Here is a 16,483-nt window from a genome sequence, read left to right as displayed (position 1 = left end):
GTTTGCGACCAACCATGCCGGCCTTCGATGCACTGAAGGAAGAGAGCCGGTTGGAAGGCTACTGGATGCTGGTGCGCCTGGCGGATGGCTGGGCAAGCGGTCGCAACAAGTTCCTCAAGCGAGGCGAGGCGCTGTTCGGGGCATGGCATGGCCGGGAACTCGTCGGCGTATGTGGGTTGAACATCGATCCTTATTTCGAGAGCAGGGACCAGGGCCGGGTCCGGCACCTGTTCGTCAGCGCGCGTCACCGCGGCACCGGGCTTGGCCGAATGCTGGTCGAGACCGTCATCGACAGGGCACGTCGCTATTTTGCGGTGCTGAACACCCGCGCGCCGCAAGAGGCCTTCGTTTTCTACGAACGGCTTGGCTTTCATCGCGTGGAAGGGGAAGAATTCGTCACGCACCATATGATTTTCAGAAAAGGGGGCTGAAATGTCCTTGCGTCCGCCATCTGCCGGCACTTCGGCAGCCGAAGCTGCGTTTGACGCGCTCGGCCATGAAATCCTCGCCGAGAAGGCGGCAGCACTCGGCCGCGCCGGCCAACGCGTCGAGGAGACGCTGGCGAGGTTACGCGAGAATGGCGACGAGCAACTGCGCCCGCGGCTCCTGAAGAACGCCGTCGAGGCGGTTCACGGCTATTTCATCCAGCGCGAATTGTGCGGGCTGCGCAAGCATGACGCGGTCATCCGCGAATACAACATTCCGAAGGCCGTGCTGGTCAGGCTCGGCGCGAAATGAGGATCACTCGAGCCACTCGGTGATAAAACTGCCACTCTCGTGGATGTCGGTCGTTTCCAGCGGACCTGGGCCGAGATTGGTGAATTTGTGCGGCGTGTTGGGTGGCACGATCAGGATCTGGCCCTCGGAGGCCTCGATCTCCTGGTCGCCGACAGTGAACAGGCCGGTGCCCTGGCGGATGATGAAGATCTCGGCGTAGGGATGGGTGTGCAGCCGCGGGCCGCCGCCGACATCAGGCAGATAGTTGAAGATCAGGCAGGAGTTGGAGCCGTAGGCGCCGCATTGCAAACTCGCCCTTCCAGCGGTCGGAGCGAACAGCCCATGTGTCGCGGTCTATGACGTGTGCCATGGACAGAGGATAGAACGCGCCCGCGTCTGTTGTCGAGGCAAACGCCGGCCGCGGATCCGCCGTTGATATAAGGCGGTTTGGCCGGGGCCGAACAGTATCCAGCGCCACCCCGTCCGACGCCGGATTGCGCCCCCGCGACAATCTGCCCTTGTGCCTCCACCCCGCTGGACAAAAACGGGCTTCACGCATAAACCGAAGTCCAAATGCCGGAGGAATTCGCAAGCCTGTTCGCCATGCGCTGTCGGGTTGGCGTGAATGAGCGGGGAACAAGGCTCGACCACCGGCACGGAAGAGGCGAAAGGATCAGGCACCCGTGAGCGCAACCGACATCCAGGATCCCAACCGTCGTGATTTTCTCTACGTCGCCACCGGCATGGCCGCAGTGGTCGGCGCGGGTGCCGTCGCCTGGCCGTTCATCGACCAGATGCGCCCGGACGCTTCGACGCTGGCGCTGGCCTCGGTCGAAGTCGACGTCTCCTCGCTGACCCCGGGCATGTCGCTGATCGTCAAATGGCGCGGCAAGCCGGTCGTCGTGCGCAACCGCACCGAACAAGAGATGAAGGATGGCGAGGCGGTCAATCTGGGCGACCTCAAGGATCCGATCGCCCGCAACGCCAACCTGCCGGCCGACGCGCCGGCGACCGACGCCAACCGCACGACGCCGGGCAAGGAAGCCTGGATGGTGATGGTTCAGGTCTGCACCCATCTCGGCTGCATCCCGCTCGGCCAGGAAGGTGATTTCGGCGGCTGGTTCTGCCCTTGCCACGGTTCAGTGTACGACACCGCCGGCCGCATCCGCAAAGGCCCGGCGCCCGAGAACATGGCGGTGCCGGTATTCAAGTTCATTTCCGATACCAAGATCCTTATCGGTTGAGGCAGGGGATATTTCGATGAGCGAGGGACACTCGACCTATACGCCCAAGACCGGTATCGAACGCTGGTTCGACGCCCGCATGCCGCTGCCGCGGCTGGTCCATGATTCCTTTGTCTCCTATCCGGTGCCGCGCAATCTCAACTACGCGTGGACCTTCGGCGGCATCCTCTCGATCATGCTGGTGGCACAGATACTGACCGGCATCGTGCTGGCCATGCACTACACGGCCGACACCAATCTCGCCTTCGATTCGGTCGAGAAGATCATGCGCGACGTGAATTCGGGATGGCTGCTGCGCTATCTCCATTCCAACGGCGCCTCGTTCTTCTTCGTCGCCGTCTACATCCACATCTTCCGCGGCCTCTACTACGGCTCCTACAAGGCGCCGCGCGAGCTGCTGTGGATCCTCGGCTGCATCATCTACCTGTTGATGATGGCGACGGGCTTCATGGGCTATGTGCTGCCCTGGGGCCAGATGAGCTTCTGGGGCGCCACCGTCATCACCGGCTTCTTCACCGCCATTCCGCTGGTCGGCACCTGGGTCCAGGAGCTGTTGCTCGGCGGCTTTGCCGTCGACAATCCGACGCTCAACCGCTTCTTTGCGCTGCACTATCTGTTGCCGTTCATGATTGCCGGTGTCGTCGTGCTGCACGTCTGGGCGCTGCATGTGGTCGGGCAGTCGAATCCGACCGGCATCGAGGTCAAGTCGAAGACCGACACCGTCGCCTTCACCCCTTACGCGACCATCAAGGACGCGTTCGGCATGATCGTGTTTCTGTTCGTCTTTGCCTATTTCGTGTTCTATCTGCCGAACTTTCTCGGCCATCCCGACAATTACACAATCGCCAACCCGCTGAAGACGCCGGCCCATATCGTGCCGGAATGGTACTTCCTGCCGTTCTACGCGATCCTGCGTGCCATCACCTTCAACATCGGGCCGATCAATTCCAAGCTCGGCGGCGTGCTGTGCATGTTCGGCGCCATCGTCATGCTGTTCCTGGTGCCTTGGCTCGACACCTCGAAGGTGCGCTCGGCGGTCTACCGCCCGTGGTACAAATTGTTCTTCTGGCTGTTCGCGGCCGACGCCATCCTGCTCGGATGGTTGGGCTCGCAACCTGCCGAGGGCAGCTATGTCTTCATGGCGCAGATGGCGACGCTATTCTACTTCGCCTTCTTCCTGGTCGCGCTGCCGGTGCTCGGCCTGATCGAGACGCCGCGAAGGCTGCCCAATTCGATCACCGAGGCGGTGCTTGAGAAGAACAAGGGCGGCGGTCATCATCCTGCGGGGGCTACGGCCGCGCCGGAAACCAAGGGCTGAGCGGTAGAGAATCTAAGGGGATTTGGCATGAAGAAGATTCTCACCTCGCTGGCGCTGATTGGCCTTGTCGCCGCCGGCGTTGGAGCAGCAAACACCGGGGCAATCGCCGCCGAAGAGGCACACAACGCTGCCGCGCCGACGCATTTCCCGATCGACGAGCCGAAGGAGATGGACTGGAGCTTCGCCGGTCCGTTCGGCACCTACGACAAGGCGCAGCTGCAGCGCGGCCTGAAGGTCTACAAGGAAGTCTGCTCGGCCTGCCATTCGATGAACCTGGTGGCGTTCCGCACGCTCGAAGGCCTCGGTTACTCGGAAGCCCAGATCAAGTCGCTGTCGGCCGAATACACGATCCATGACGGTCCCAACGACGCCGGCGACATGTTCGATCGTCCCGGCAAGCCGTCCGACCATTTCCCAGCGCCGTTCGCCAACGTCGAGGCCGCCGCTGCCGCCAATGGCGGCGCTGCCCCGCCCGACATGTCGCTGCTGGCCAAGGCGCGCGGCGTCGAGCGCGGCTTTCCGCGCTTCGTCTTCGACATCTTCACGCAATATGCCCAGGGCGGTCCCGACTACATCCACTCGCTGCTGACCGGCTATGACGAGCAGCCGCCGGCCGGCATGGTGATCCCGGAAGGTACGCACTACAATCCCTACTTCCTGTCCGGCGTGTCGCTGAAGATGCCGAAGCCGCTCTCGGACGGCCAGGTGACCTATGACGACGGTTCGCCGCAGACCGTCGACCAGTATTCCCGCGACGTGTCGGCTTTCCTGATGTGGGCGGCCGAGCCGCACATGGAAGACCGCAAGAAGACCGGTTTCCGTGTCCTGGTGTTCCTGCTTTTGTTCGGCGCGCTGGTCTACCTGACCAAGCGCAAGGTATGGGAAGGCGTGGCGCACTGAGCGCTGCAAGCTTCGAAAATGCGAGGGCGCCGAAAGGCGCCCTTTTTGCATTCTGGAGCAGGTGAGAACACCGGCCGTGTCACATGGCCGTCACCGCATTCGGCGATGCTGTGTTGCCCTCATCAAAGGATCGCACCCATGAAGAAATATGCATCGCTTGCCGCAGGCTTTCTGCTGCTTGTCGTCGGCTCCACGGCCTATGCCGACGACGCGGCACCCTTCGTCACCAACAAGGACATCGACCTGACGATGATCCTGCCATCGCCGCCGGCAAACGATTCCGCCCAGACGAAAGCCGAGTTGGGCGAGGTGCTGACGCTGCAGGTGACGCGTACCCCTGAAATGGAAGCCAGGGCCATCGCCGATGCCCAGGAGGACGTCTGGCGCTTCGCCGATGTCATGGGACCGAAGTTCAACAAGGAAACGCTGCCGAAGTTCAGCGCCTTCTTCGATCGCGTCGTTGCCACCGAGGGCGCGGTCGTCGACCCGGCCAAGGATGTCTGGAAGCGTCCGCGACCGCATCAGCTGAGCGATCTCGTCAAGCCCGTGGTCAAGCTGTCGAGTTCCGGTTCCTGGCCGTCCGGCCATGCGACGGTCGGCACCATGATGGGCATCATCCTTTCCGACATGGTTCCGGAAAAGCGCGCCGAGATCATGGCGCGCGCGGCCGAATACGCCCACAACCGTGAGGTCGGCGGCATCCACTATCCCTCCGATATCGAAATGGGCAAGATTTCCGGCAGCGTCATTGCCGCGATCCTGCTCAGCCGCCCCGATTTCAAGGCCGAATACGAAGTGGCTCGGGCCGAGCTGCGCTCCGACCTCGGCATGTGACGACCGGCCTGCCCAAAAGGCAGCCGGCACACGAAAAAAGGGCGCCCCGGGCGCCCTTTTTAGTGCGGCCACGGCTCACGAGGCGAACCGATCCTTTGCCAGACAATTTTTTGCCAGGCGGCACATGGCGGTAGCCGTCCCTGGCCTCGCCGGGTTACGATCGGCCAAATCCCTTTGACGTCCCTTCTGCCGAATCTGGACGACCGATCCCCGGAGAGCCGCCTGATGAAACCGTCGCTTGAAGACACGCTGCTTGCCGCGATCCGCACCATTCCCGATTATCCGAAGCCCGGTATCCTGTTTCGCGACATCACCACGCTGCTTGGCAATGCGCGCGCCTTCCACCGCGCCATCGACGAGCTGGTGCATCCCTATGCCGGCCAGAAGATCGACAAGATCGCCGGCATCGAGGCGCGCGGCTTCATTCTCGGCGGCGCCGTTGCCCACCAGCTTTCGGCCGGCTTTGTGCCGATCCGGAAGAAGGGCAAGCTGCCCTACGAGACGGTGCGCGTCGCCTACAGCCTGGAATATGGTCTGGACGAGATGGAGATGCACAAGGACGGCGTTGCTCCGGGCGAGAAGGTGATCCTCGTCGACGACCTGATCGCCACCGGCGGCACGGCGGAGGCGGCGGTGAAGCTGTTGCGGCAGATCGGCGCCGACATTCTCGCCGCCTGCTTCGTCATCGACCTGCCGGATCTGGGCGGGCGCAGGAAGCTTGAGGAGCTGGGGGTGCCGGTCAGGACGTTGATCGGGTTTGAGGGGGTGTGAGACCGGTTTGCCGAAGGCAAATTGAAAGGTCCAGTGGACCTTTCAAAGGGCTCGAACGCCCGGAGCGATAGCGAAGGGCTGGGTAGGGCAACGCGGGACACCAACGCTGGTGCCGCCCCTCATCCGCCCTTCGGGCACCTTCTCCCCGTGAACGGGGAGAAGGGGAGAACTACCCCGCCTTCACCAGCACCGCGCTCTCAAACTCCAGCACCTTGTCGCCGGTCGAATCGAAGGCTTCCGCGCGTAGCGCCAGCATTCGCCAGCCGGGGCGCGAGGCAATGGGGCGATGGGAAAGTGCGGTGCGGCTGAAGGTGACGGTTTCACCGGCATAGACAGGCTTCAGCCATTTCAGGTTCTTGAAGCCGGGCGAGGGGCCGAATTCGGGCAACGGGCCGGGGCCGGTCCAGTTGATGCCTTCGGCGTCCATGCGGGTTTCGAGGTTGTATTTCATCCAGGTGGCGGCCGTGTGCCAGCCTGAGGCGCAGAGGCCGCCCAAGACGCTGTTCTTTGCCGCCTCTTCGTCGACATGAAAGACCTGCGGATCGTATTTGCGGGCGAATGCCTTGATCGCCTCGGGTTCAAATCTATGCGAACCGAGCGTGACGGCGACACCGATGCAAAAGTACTCGTCCAGCGTCATGCGCTGGCCTCACGGGTCAGGAACATGCAGGTGTTTTCGAATTCGAAGACGCTTTCGCCGCGCTGGTTGAACAGTTCGCTGCGCATGGTGATCAGGCCGATCTGCGGCTTCGATCTGGAAACGCGTTTGGCAAGCACTGTCGCTTTGCCGGTGAGCGTGTCGCCGGCCAGCACCGGCTTCTTCCATTTGACCTGGTCGACGCCGGGTGCCCCTTGCGAGGTCGAGTCGAGCAGGAAGGCATCACACAGCATGCGCATGAACATGGCGCAGGTGTGCCAGCCGGAAGCCGCCAGCCCGCCAAGGATGCTGGCCTTGCCGGCTTCCTCGTCGAGATGCATTGGCTGCGCATCGAATTCCTGCGCGAATTCGATGATCTCGGCCGCACTTACCTGCTTCTTGCCGAGGTCGAGCGATGCGCCCTCGGTGAAATCCTCGTAGGCCCAGGTCTTTCCGGTCATCATCCGAATCCGGTTCAAGATTGTACGATCGCCAAGGATCGGCGTTCCCGGATGCAGGCCGGACGGCGTTTGGTCAAGCGATTTCTGGTGAGCCAAGCCTTGCTCAGAGCCAGCCGCGGCGACGGAAATACCAGAAGGGCAGGATCGCCGACAGGATCATCAGGCCGATGGCGAAGGGGTAGCCGAGCTGCCATTTGAGCTCGGGGATGATGTCGAAATTCATGCCGTAGATCGAGGCGACCAGCGTCGGCGGCAGGAAGATGACGGCGGCGACCGAGAAGATCTTGATGATGGCGTTCTGTTCGATCGAGATCATGCCGAGCGTCGCGTCGAGCAGGAACGAGATCTTCTGCGACAGGAAGGTGGCGTGGTCGGCGAGCGACAGCACGTCGCGCGACAGCGTCTTGATGCGGGCGCGGATGTCCTTGCTCATCTTCGTCTGGGTGGCGACATGGGCGAGGAAGCCGGCAAGGCGCTGCAGCGAGATCAGGCTGTCGCGGACCGAGGAGGCGATGTCCTCCTTGCGGCCTATGGCTTTCAGCAATTCCTGGAAGTCGCGGTTGCGCTTCGACACCTTGGTCGAGCGCGCCTCGAAGATGTCGCGCGAAATCGCTTCGACGTCGCGGCCGGCGCGCTCCAGAATGTCGGCGAGACGGTCGACGATCGCCTCCAGCAGGCCGATCAGGATGGTGTCGCCGCTGGTGCAGCCGGTCGCGACCTTCTCGGCGCGCAGCGGGAAGGTCTTGAAGGCCTTCGGTTCGTGATAGCGTATGGTGACCAGCCGCTGGCCGGCGAGGGCGAAGGTGACCGGCGACATCAGCGGATCGTCGGCCTCGGTCTGGGCCGGCAACGTGGCGGTCATGAAATACGCGCCGTCCTCGACATAGAGGCGGCTCGAAATCTCGATCTCCTCCATCTCCTCGCGGGTCGGGATGGCGACGCCGAGCCAGCTCTCGATGGCGGCTTCCTCATCCTTGGTCGGATTGAGAAGATCGGCCCAGACGACTTTGTCGCTGTTTTGCAAGAGATCATCGACGGTGCGCAGCCGGTCATTGTCCACGACGAAGGCCTTGATCATCGCCGGGTCTCCCTGCTGGGGCCAAAAAATGGATGGCACGGGACGGCCACTTTCGACAAAAGCGCCGACCGGGTGCAGCAGCCGATTAGACCTGCGATGTGACAAGGTCAAGGCGCGTGAAAAGGCGCCGCCCGACGCCCGCGAAGCTACAATCGCGCTAAACGTCAGGCCGTTAGGCAGCCGTTTCCAGCTCAGGTGTTGAACTTGAACAGCAGCACGTCGCCGTCCTGGACGACATATTCCTTGCCTTCGTCGCGCGCTTTGCCGGCTTCCTTGGCCGCCACTTCGCCGCCCAGCATGACATAGTCGTTGTAGGCGATGGTTTGGGCGCGGATGAAGCCGCGCTCGAAATCGGTGTGGATGACGCCGGCCGCCTGCGGGGCCTTGTCGCCCTTGTGGATCGTCCAGGCCCGCGTCTCCTTCGGCCCGGCGGTGAAATAGGTGATGAGATGCAACAGATCATAACCCGCCCGGATGACCTTGTTGAGGCCGGGTTCGTCGAGGCCGAGCGAGGACAGGAACTCCATCTCTTCTTCGTCCGAGAGCTGGGCGACTTCGGCCTCGATCGCGGCCGAGATCACCACGGTGCCGGCACCCTGCGCTGTGGCCATCTTTTCCACGGCCTTGGTGTGCTCGTTGCCGGTGGCGGCGTCGGCCTCGGCGACGTTGCAGACATAGAGCACGGGGTGCGAGGTCAAAAGGTTCAGCCCCTGCAGGATGCGCAGGTCCTCGGCTGAAATGCCCTTGAGCAGGATGCGCGTCGGCTTGCCGGCCTGCAGCAGCTCAAGTGCCGCTTCCATCATCGGCAGCACGGTGGTGGCTTCCTTGTCCTTGCTGCCGGCGCGCTTGCGGATCTGCACGATGCGGCGCTCGAGGCTGTCGAGGTCGGCGAGCATCAGCTCGGTTTCGACGGTCTCGGCGTCGGCGACGGGGTCGATGCGGCCCTCGACATGAGTGATGTCGTCATCCTCGAAGCAGCGCAGCACGTGGACGATGGCGTCGACCTCACGGATGTTGGCGAGGAACTGGTTGCCCAGCCCTTCGCCCTTGGAGGCGCCCCGCACCAGGCCGGCAATGTCGACGAAGGAGATGCGGGTCGGAATGATCTCCTTCGACTTGGCGACGGAGGCGATCTTCTGCAGGCGCGGGTCGGGCACCGCCACCTCGCCGGTGTTCGGTTCGATGGTGCAGAACGGATAATTGGCGGCCTGCGCCGCCGCCGTCCTGGTCAACGCGTTGAATAGCGTAGACTTGCCGACGTTGGGCAAGCCAACGATACCGCATTTGAAACCCATTTTGTCCGGTCCTATCGGGAAAATAGAAATTTGATCAGGGCTATGGGCGATAGGGTGGATCAACGTCAAGCCCTTGAGCCCTGATCCGTGCCCAGAGTCAGTCCTTGCCGCCGAACAGCTTCTTCAGCATGGCGGCCATCGGCCCGGTCTCGGGCAGTTTGACAGCCGGCTGCTGTTGCCTCGCCTGGCGGACATGGCTCTGCGCTTTTGGGCCCTGGGCCTTCGGCGCCTTTGGCGGCGGGCGGTCGTCATCGCTGGTCGGTGTAAGCTTGTCGCGCAGCGCCAGTGTCACCCGGTTCATGAAGGAATTGTCGTCGCCCTTGGCCAGCAATCCGGCGTCACCGGCGATAGCGTCGAGCAGCACGTCCAGCCATTCGCGGTCGGCCTTGGCGAAATCGCCAAGCACATGGCCGTGCACCATTTCCTTGACGCCGGGATGGCCGACACCGATGCGCACGCGGCGATAGTCCTTGCCGACATGCTGGTCGAGCGAGCGGATGCCGTTGTGGCCGCCGGAACCACCGCCGATCTTGACCCGCAATTTGCCGGCGGCAAGGTCGATCTCGTCATAGAAGACTGTAAGCGCCGAAGGGCCAAGCTTGTAGAAGCGCAGCGCTTCGCCGACCGCCTGTCCGGACAGGTTCATGAAGGTCTGCGGCTTGATCAGGATGATTTTTTCGCCGGCAAGCGTGCCTTCGGCGATCAGGCCCTGGAATTTCTTCGACCAGGGTGAAAAGGAATGGCGGCGGGCAATTGCGTCCGCCGCCATGAAGCCGACATTGTGCCGGTTATCAGCGTATTTCGCGCCCGGATTGCCGAGGCCTGCAAATACAAGCATCGTCAGCTCCGGGCCGGAATAATTACTTCTCTTCGGCGGCAGGGGTCGCCGCTTCAGGCGCTGCAACTTCAACCGTCTCTTCGACCTCCGGCTTCATCGCCGACGAGCCGGCAATGGTCGCGATGGTGAAGTCGCGGTCGGAGATCACCGGCTTGACGCCGGCCGGCAGGGTGACTGCCGAGATGTGGATCGAATCGCCGATGTCGGCGCCGGTGAGATCGACGGTGATGAATTCCGGGATCGCATTGGCCGGGCAGTGGAACTCGACTTCGTGACGCACGATGTTGAGCACGCCGCCGCGCTTGATGCCGGGCGACTTGTCTTCGTTGATGAAGTGGACAGGCACGTCGACATTGACTTCGGTGTCCTTGCCGATGCGCAGGAAGTCGACATGGACAGGGAAATCCTTGACCGGGTCGAGCTGGAAGTCCTTCGGCAGGACCTGGATCTTCTTGCCGTCGACATCGATCGTGGCGATCGTGGTCAGAAACCCGCCGCCGTGGATCTTGTAGTAGATGTCCTTGTAGGTGAGCGCGATAGCCAGGGGAGGCTGCTTGTCACCATAGATTACTGCAGGCACTTTACCGTTGCGGCGAACTGCACGGGCGGACCCCTTACCGACCTGTTCGCGTGCTTCGGCCTTGAGCTCGTAAGTGTCGTGGCTCATGGCATTTCCTTTCGGTTTGTTCTGGAGCGTTCGCGGCAAGCAATGAGCCTGGCCGTAAACGTCGAAAGCCGCCGGGTGAGGCGGCCTTCCGCCGCGTTGCCTCCAAGGGTGTCTACGCGGGTGGCGGCTCTATAGCGGAAGGCGGCCGGAGGTGCAAGCCATGGCGGGCAAGGGCGGGGCAGGGTTACTCCTGATTGCCGCTCAGCGCGCCGCGCAGCGTCTGGATCTGCCGGTTCAGCGCGTCGAGCTGTGTCAGCGTCATGCCCGAGCGCTCGATCAGGGTTTCGTTCAGGCAGTTGCACTGCACCAGCAGCGCGCGCCCGGCGGCAGTCAGATCGACCTGTACCTGGCGCTCGTCGGTCTGGCTGCGCTGGCGGGTGACCAGGCCTGCCTGTTCCATGCGCTTGACCAGCGGCGTGATCGTGCTCGATTCCAAGGCAAGTCTGTGCGCGATGCTACCGACCGACATGCCGTCGGCCTCGGCAAGCGCATTCAGAACGAGGTACTGCGGATAAGTGATCCCCATCTCGTCCAGCATCGGCTTGTAGGTACGGTTGATCGCCATGCTGGTGGCGTAAAGCGTGAAACAGAGCTGATTGTCCAATGGGAGAGGCACGGCGCATTCCTTTTGCCGACTGAGCATCTCATATATGTACCACGAAAAATGATATCGCGATACATATTTTCGGTAGACAAGGATTTCGATCTGCGCTAATCATATTGCTATCGCGATATTGATTATCGTGATAGCAATCAACGGAGATTGAGATGACCAAGCCCGGCAGCAGCACGATCACCACCAAGGACGGCACCGAGATTTTCTACAAGGATTGGGGAACCGGCCAGCCCATCGTCTTCCATCATGGCTGGCCGCTGAGCAGCGACGACTGGGACGCCCAGATGCTGTTCTTCCTGTCGAAGGGCTACCGCGTCATTGCCCATGACCGGCGCGGCCATGGCCGCTCGACCCAGACCGATACCGGCAACGAGATGGACACATACGCTGCTGATGTCGCGGAACTTGTGGCGCATCTCGACCTGAAGGGCGCCATCCATGTCGGCCATTCGACCGGCGGCGGTGAAGTAGCCCGCTATGTCGCGAAATATGGTTCAGGCGGCCGTGTCGCCAAGGCGGTGCTGATTGGCGCCGTGCCGCCGATTATGCTGAAGACGCCGGCCAATCCTGGCGGCCTGCCGATCGAGGTGTTCGACGGTTTCCGCTCTGCCCAGGCGGCCAACCGCGCCCAGTTCTTCCACGATGTTGCGGCCGGCCCGTTCTACGGCTTCAACCGTCCCGGCGCCGAAGTCTCGCAAGCAGTCGTCGAGAATTGGTGGCGTCAGGGCATGATGGGCGGTACCAAGGCGCACTATGATTGCATCAAGGCCTTCTCGGAAACCGACTTCACAGACGATTTGAAGGCCATCGACGTGCCGGTGCTGGTCATGCATGGCGATGACGACCAGATCGTGCCGATCGCCGACTCTGCGCTGCTTGCGATCAAGCTGCTCAAGAAGGGCGAGCTCAAGATCTACAAGGGTTTCCCGCATGGCATGGCGACGACCCATGCCGATGTCATCAACGCCGACCTGCTGGCCTTCTTCAAGGCCTAGGCTCCTCGGGAACGGCACAGAAAAAAGCACCCGCCGTCGGGCGGGTGCTTTGTTTGGAATTGCTCAGGCGGCTGCCTGCGCCTTCCTGGCTTCTTTCATGTTCGGCAAAAACACCGTCAGCAGGCCGAGCAGCGGCAAATAGGAGCAGACCTGGAAGACGAAATCGATGCCCTTCATGTCGGCGACGACGCCGAGCACGGCAGCCGCAATGCCGCCCATGCCGAAAGCGAAGCCGAAGAAGATGCCGGCGATCGTGCCGACACGCCCCGGCACCAGTTCCTGCGCAAACACGACGATGTTGGAGAAGGCCGATGACAGGATCAGGCCGATCAGCACCGTCAGCACCATCGTCCATTCGAAATTGGCGTAGGGCAGCGCCAGCGTGAACGGCAGCACGCCGACGATCGAGAACCAGATCATCGCCTTCTGGCCGTAGCGGTCGCCGAACGGGCCGCCGAGCAGGATACCGAGCGCCGAGGCGCCGAGGAACAGGAACAGCATGACCTGGCTCATCTGCACCGAAACACCGAATTTGTGAATGGAATAGAAGGTGTAGTAGCTGGACAGGCTGGCGATGTAGGCGTTCTTGGTCAGCACCAGCAAGGTCAGCACCGCCAGCGCTCCCATGACCTTGCGGCGCGGGAAGGGCGAGACGAAGCTTGCCGCCTTGCGGTTGCCCTGCGCGGCGCGCATCCGGCTGTACCAGCCGCCGACCCGCCACAAGACGATGATGCCGATCAGCGAGCCGACGGCGAACCAGGAAATGCTGGTCTGGCCGAAGGGCACGACGATGAAGGCGGCGAGTAGCGGCCCCATGGACTGGCCGAAATTGCCACCGACCTGGAACAGCGATTGCGCCAGGCCAAAGCGACCGCCCGAGGCAAAGCGGGCAATGCGCGAGGATTCCGGGTGGAAGATAGCCGAACCGATGCCGATCAGCGACGCGCCGACCAGAAGCAGAGCATAGTGGCCGGCATAGGCGAGCACGACCAGGCCGATCAGCGAGGAAGCCATGCCATAGGGCAGGGAATAGGGCATCGGTCGCTTGTCGGTGATCATACCGATGACCGGCTGCAGCAGCGACGCCGTTACCTGAAAGGTGAAGGTCAAAAGACCGATCTGCCAGAAATCGAGACCGTAATTCTCTTTCAGCAGCGGATAGATCGCCGGCAGCAGCGACTGCATGATGTCATTGATGCCATGGCAAAAGCTCACCGCCAGGATGACGGTGAAGGCGGTCGCCTGGGCTGAAGCGAGGCTGGCGCCGGCTGGCGGCGCAATGCTGGTGGCTGTCGTATCGGTCAAGGCAAGCTCCGAGGTCTTTTTGGCGGGTGTTAACCCGCGGGCAGGCTTGGCGGCCGCTCCTGCGGACCGCCTTAAGGACGCTCGTCTGAAGCGCCTTGGGGGACGGTTGCCTTATAAGCTGCTTGCGAGGCGACTTCTTTCGTGGTTTGGTCCAATAGTTTCGCAAGTGGGCCATAGCCAATGCCGCATGGCAGGGAAATCTTCAGAGGCGACGCCGCCGAGCTCGGCCGACTGCATCAAAGTCGCTGGCAGTGGCTGGAGCAGGCTGTCGGGCCGGCAGTGGCGTTGCCGACCGAATATCCGGACGGCTACCATGTGCCGCAACACCATCACAGCCGCAGCCAGCTGCTGCATGCGCTGGTCGGCGTCGTGCTGGTGACGACGCGGCATGGGCGCTGGATGGTGCCCCCCGATCACGCCATGTGGATCCCGGCGGGGATCGAGCATTCCGTCGAGATGCTGGGGGATGTCTCGATGCGCTCGGTCTATGTGATGCCGGAAGCGATCGCCGGGCTGCCGGATAGTTTGCGCGTCGTCGGCATCACCGATTTGATGCACAGCCTGATCGTGGAATCGGAGAAGCTGCCGCAAGGCGCCGAGCTGGAGGGGCGCGGCGGGCTGATCATGAATCTTCTTCTGCATGAGATCCCGAACCTGCCGGAACGGCCGCTCGGCCTGCCATTTCCTTCCGATCCGAAACTGGCAGCGCTATGCCGGCGTTTTGTCGCGGCACCTTCGCCGCATGCGACGATCGACGAATGGGCCGACATCGTCGGCATGAGCCGCCGCTCCTTCACCCGCGCCTTCCATCGCCAGACCGGCTTGTCGCTGTCGACATGGCGCCAGCAGGCCTGTCTGTTCGCGGCCCTGCCGCGGCTGGCCGACGGCGAACCGATCACCAGGGTGGCGCTCGATCTCGGCTATGACAGCGTGCCGGCCTTCATCACCATGTTCAAGCGCATGCTGGGGGCGTCACCGCGCGGCTACATGCGCGGCGCGCGCGATGCCGGCGAAGGCATGCGGCGGAAAAGCGGGCCGGCTCTGCTTGAGAGTCCGACGCTCTAGTCGAACAGGCTCGACACCGATTCCTCGGTCGCGGTGCGCGAGATCGCTTCGCCCATCAGGTCGGCGATGGAAATGACGCGGATGTTGTGGGCGTCGAGCACGGCCTGGGTCGGCTGGATGGAATCGGTGATCACCAGTTCCTGCAGCTTCGAGCCGGCGATACGGGCGCAGGCGCCGCCCGACAGCACGCCGTGAGTGATGTAGGCGGTGACGCTGGTGGCGCCGTTGGCAAGCAGCGCATCGGCGGCGTTGCACAGCGTGCCGCCCGAATCGACGATGTCGTCGATGAGCAGGCAATCCTTGCCGGCGACGGCGCCGATGATGTTCATGACTTCGGATTCGCCCGGGCGCTCGCGGCGCTTGTCGACGATGGCGAGTTGTGCGTCAAAGCGCTTGGCCAGCGCACGGGCGCGCACCACGCCGCCGATGTCGGGCGATACGACGACGACATTGGCAAGCTGCTTGTACTTCGCCTTCACGTCGCGGGCCATGACCGGCACGGAGAACAGATTGTCGGTCGGGATATCGAAAAAGCCCTGGATCTGGCCGGCATGGAGATCGAGCGTCAGCACGCGGTCGACGCCGGCGCGGGTGATCATATTGGCGACCAGCTTGGCCGAGATCGGTGTGCGGCCGGACGCGCGGCGGTCCTGCCTGGCATAGCCGAAATAGGGGATGACCGCGGTGATGCGCTTTGCAGACGAGCGCATGAAGGCATCGATCATGATGAGCAGTTCCATCAGGTGATCGTTGGTCGGGAAAGAGGTGGACTGCAGGATGAAGACATCCTCGCCGCGCACGTTTTCCTGGATTTCGACGAAGATTTCCTGATCGGCGAAGCGCCTGACGCTGGCTTTGCCCAGCGGGACATTGAGGTAGCGGGCGACCGCTTCGGCCAGCACCCTGTTGGAATTGCCCGCGAAGAGCTTCATGCACCGTTCCTGGTGAAGGATGGAGAGACCTAGCAGACTCTCAAGAGCCTCTTAACCGGGCTTTTAGCGGGCCGCGCCGGTATTGCAAGCCTCGTGATCGGGAATCCGCCGGCTAATCTCAAAAACGTCAACACTGACGAACGCCGGCAACACGCCGATCAGCCGGCGGCGCCGCCAAGCCATGCGGCGAACTGGTCGATCGTCTGGTCGGCGATCGCCTGCATGGTTGCCGGCGCGACCGCCGCCCAGCCTTCGCCGCCACTGACCGAGGGGGCTTTCTGCTGGCCGTTGATGCGGTGCAGCCGGTTGCCCGCGGGGTCATAGACATCCCAGACATAGATGACGGTGGTGTCCTTGCCTTCCGTCATCGTCGAGAAATAGCCCTTCAGCACATGCGTGGCGGTCTGGTCGGCGCTGCCGGCAAGCGTGATGCCGCGCTGCCTGGCGCGCGTCTGAAGTTCCGCCGTCAACGGCGTTGCGGCTTCCACCGAGGCGCCGACGATCGGCGCCACCTGCAGCCGCGTCTTCGACAGGATGGCCGCACTCTGGGCCGGGGTGGCAGGGGTGGGGGCAGCTGTTGCGGGCGACGAAGGTGCCGGAGTGGCGGCTTCAGCACTGCCCGGTGCCGCCGGCACCGTCTGTGTCAAGGTCGTTGGCGGGGCGATGGCTGAAGGCTCGAGGACGTCCTTGGCATTGGTGCAAGCAGCCAGCGCCAGCGCGCCGAGCAATGACACGGTCGTCACATGCGATCGTCTCATTTGCCTGAAAACTCCTTGGCGCTGGGCGCCCCGATGAACGCCCTCCGCATTC

19 protein-coding genes and 1 pseudogene are annotated in these 16,483 nt (G+C 62.8%); 9 read left to right on the top strand and 11 right to left on the bottom strand.

All coding sequences use genetic code 11. The features are described 5' to 3' along the window. Positions 1–14 precede the first annotated feature (14 nt). A complete protein-coding gene (locus tag AC1DVW_RS10805; RefSeq protein ID WP_477322989.1) occupies positions 15–431 on the top strand; it encodes a GNAT family N-acetyltransferase in 417 nt (138 codons plus the stop codon). A 1-nt stretch (position 432) separates the two neighbouring features. Further along, positions 433–738: a DUF6665 family protein gene (locus AC1DVW_RS10800; RefSeq protein ID WP_477322987.1), complete on the top strand. Its 306-nt coding sequence runs from the start codon at positions 433–435 to the stop codon at positions 736–738. Positions 739–741: 3 nt separating this feature from the next. On the opposite strand, the pseudogene AC1DVW_RS10795 reads toward AC1DVW_RS10800, so the two are convergent. Then, positions 742–1,087, bottom strand: a pseudogene (locus AC1DVW_RS10795) (cupin domain-containing protein). A 313-nt stretch (positions 1,088–1,400) separates the two neighbouring features. Between AC1DVW_RS10795 and petA the strand changes: the two are divergent. From petA to AC1DVW_RS10770, 5 genes are all read left to right on the top strand, one after another. Next, complete coding sequence (petA, locus tag AC1DVW_RS10790; protein WP_477322985.1) at positions 1,401–1,961, top strand: ubiquinol-cytochrome c reductase iron-sulfur subunit; 561 nt, start codon at positions 1,401–1,403, stop codon at positions 1,959–1,961. A 16-nt stretch (positions 1,962–1,977) separates the two neighbouring features. Then, positions 1,978–3,279: a cytochrome b gene (locus AC1DVW_RS10785; protein WP_477245501.1), complete on the top strand. Its 1,302-nt coding sequence runs from the start codon at positions 1,978–1,980 to the stop codon at positions 3,277–3,279. A 27-nt stretch (positions 3,280–3,306) separates the two neighbouring features. Then, complete coding sequence (locus AC1DVW_RS10780; protein ID WP_477245499.1) at positions 3,307–4,179, top strand: cytochrome c1; 873 nt, start codon at positions 3,307–3,309, stop codon at positions 4,177–4,179. A gap of 138 nt (positions 4,180–4,317) precedes the next feature. Further along, positions 4,318–5,013: an acid phosphatase gene (locus AC1DVW_RS10775; RefSeq protein ID WP_477322983.1), complete on the top strand. Its 696-nt coding sequence runs from the start codon at positions 4,318–4,320 to the stop codon at positions 5,011–5,013. A 225-nt stretch (positions 5,014–5,238) separates the two neighbouring features. Next, the gene (locus tag AC1DVW_RS10770) at positions 5,239–5,784 is read left to right on the top strand and encodes an adenine phosphoribosyltransferase (protein ID WP_477322981.1); all 546 of its coding nucleotides are present in this window, start codon (positions 5,239–5,241) and stop codon (positions 5,782–5,784) included. 169 nt (positions 5,785–5,953) lie between these two features. Here AC1DVW_RS10770 and AC1DVW_RS10765 read toward each other — a convergent pair whose 3' ends face one another. The 7 genes from AC1DVW_RS10765 to AC1DVW_RS10735 all read right to left on the bottom strand — a co-directional run bounded on the left by AC1DVW_RS10765 (position 5,954) and on the right by AC1DVW_RS10735 (position 11,376). Beyond that, entirely contained in the window at positions 5,954–6,424 is a 471-nt protein-coding gene (locus tag AC1DVW_RS10765; RefSeq protein WP_477322979.1) for a MaoC family dehydratase, read from the bottom strand. Beyond that, a complete protein-coding gene (locus AC1DVW_RS10760) occupies positions 6,421–6,882 on the bottom strand; it encodes a MaoC family dehydratase (protein WP_477245491.1) in 462 nt (153 codons plus the stop codon). Before AC1DVW_RS10760 ends, AC1DVW_RS10765 begins: the two co-directional genes overlap by 4 nt. Before the next feature lie 103 nt (positions 6,883–6,985). Beyond that, complete coding sequence (gene corA, locus AC1DVW_RS10755) at positions 6,986–7,960, bottom strand: magnesium/cobalt transporter CorA (protein ID WP_477245489.1); 975 nt, start codon at positions 7,958–7,960, stop codon at positions 6,986–6,988. A gap of 191 nt (positions 7,961–8,151) precedes the next feature. After that, on the bottom strand, positions 8,152–9,255 hold the full coding sequence (gene ychF, locus AC1DVW_RS10750) for a redox-regulated ATPase YchF (protein ID WP_477322978.1): 1,104 nt from the start codon (positions 9,253–9,255) through the stop codon (positions 8,152–8,154). Between the two features lie 97 nt (positions 9,256–9,352). After that, positions 9,353–10,093, bottom strand: coding sequence for an aminoacyl-tRNA hydrolase (pth, locus tag AC1DVW_RS10745; protein ID WP_477322976.1), 741 nt, complete (start codon positions 10,091–10,093; stop codon positions 9,353–9,355). Positions 10,094–10,115: 22 nt separating this feature from the next. Then, positions 10,116–10,760 (bottom strand): 50S ribosomal protein L25/general stress protein Ctc, encoded by a 645-nt coding sequence (locus AC1DVW_RS10740; protein ID WP_477322975.1) that lies wholly within the window; start codon positions 10,758–10,760, stop codon positions 10,116–10,118. Between the two features lie 184 nt (positions 10,761–10,944). Further along, positions 10,945–11,376 (bottom strand): MarR family winged helix-turn-helix transcriptional regulator, encoded by a 432-nt coding sequence (locus tag AC1DVW_RS10735; RefSeq protein WP_477322974.1) that lies wholly within the window; start codon positions 11,374–11,376, stop codon positions 10,945–10,947. A 152-nt stretch (positions 11,377–11,528) separates the two neighbouring features. Here AC1DVW_RS10735 and AC1DVW_RS10730 point away from each other — a divergent pair, with 152 nt between their 5' ends. Continuing rightward, positions 11,529–12,371, top strand: a complete 843-nt coding sequence (locus tag AC1DVW_RS10730; RefSeq protein ID WP_477245482.1) for an alpha/beta fold hydrolase — start codon at positions 11,529–11,531, stop codon at positions 12,369–12,371. Positions 12,372–12,434: 63 nt separating this feature from the next. Here the strand turns inward: AC1DVW_RS10730 and AC1DVW_RS10725 are convergent, their stop codons facing one another. Then, entirely contained in the window at positions 12,435–13,676 is a 1,242-nt protein-coding gene (locus AC1DVW_RS10725; RefSeq protein ID WP_477322972.1) for an MFS transporter, read from the bottom strand. A 180-nt stretch (positions 13,677–13,856) separates the two neighbouring features. On the opposite strand from AC1DVW_RS10725, the gene AC1DVW_RS10720 reads away from it, so the two are divergent. Further along, positions 13,857–14,741, top strand: coding sequence for an AraC family transcriptional regulator (locus AC1DVW_RS10720; protein ID WP_477322971.1), 885 nt, complete (start codon positions 13,857–13,859; stop codon positions 14,739–14,741). Here the strand turns inward: AC1DVW_RS10720 and AC1DVW_RS10715 are convergent. Together AC1DVW_RS10715 and AC1DVW_RS10710 are read right to left on the bottom strand one after the other, a co-directional pair. Beyond that, positions 14,738–15,673 carry a ribose-phosphate pyrophosphokinase gene (locus AC1DVW_RS10715; RefSeq protein ID WP_477245476.1) on the bottom strand — a complete coding sequence of 312 codons (936 nt, stop codon included), beginning with the start codon at positions 15,671–15,673 and terminating at the stop codon, positions 14,738–14,740. The genes AC1DVW_RS10720 and AC1DVW_RS10715 overlap by 4 nt on opposite strands. Positions 15,674–15,831: 158 nt before the next feature. Further along, positions 15,832–16,431, bottom strand: coding sequence for a hypothetical protein (locus AC1DVW_RS10710; protein ID WP_477322970.1), 600 nt, complete (start codon positions 16,429–16,431; stop codon positions 15,832–15,834). Between the last annotated feature and the right edge of the window lie 52 nt (positions 16,432–16,483).

The organism is Mesorhizobium sp. P3_B5 (assembly GCF_056402815.1).
Note: the sequence above shows the minus strand (reverse complement) of the source record. Positions and strands in the feature narration are given on the sequence as shown.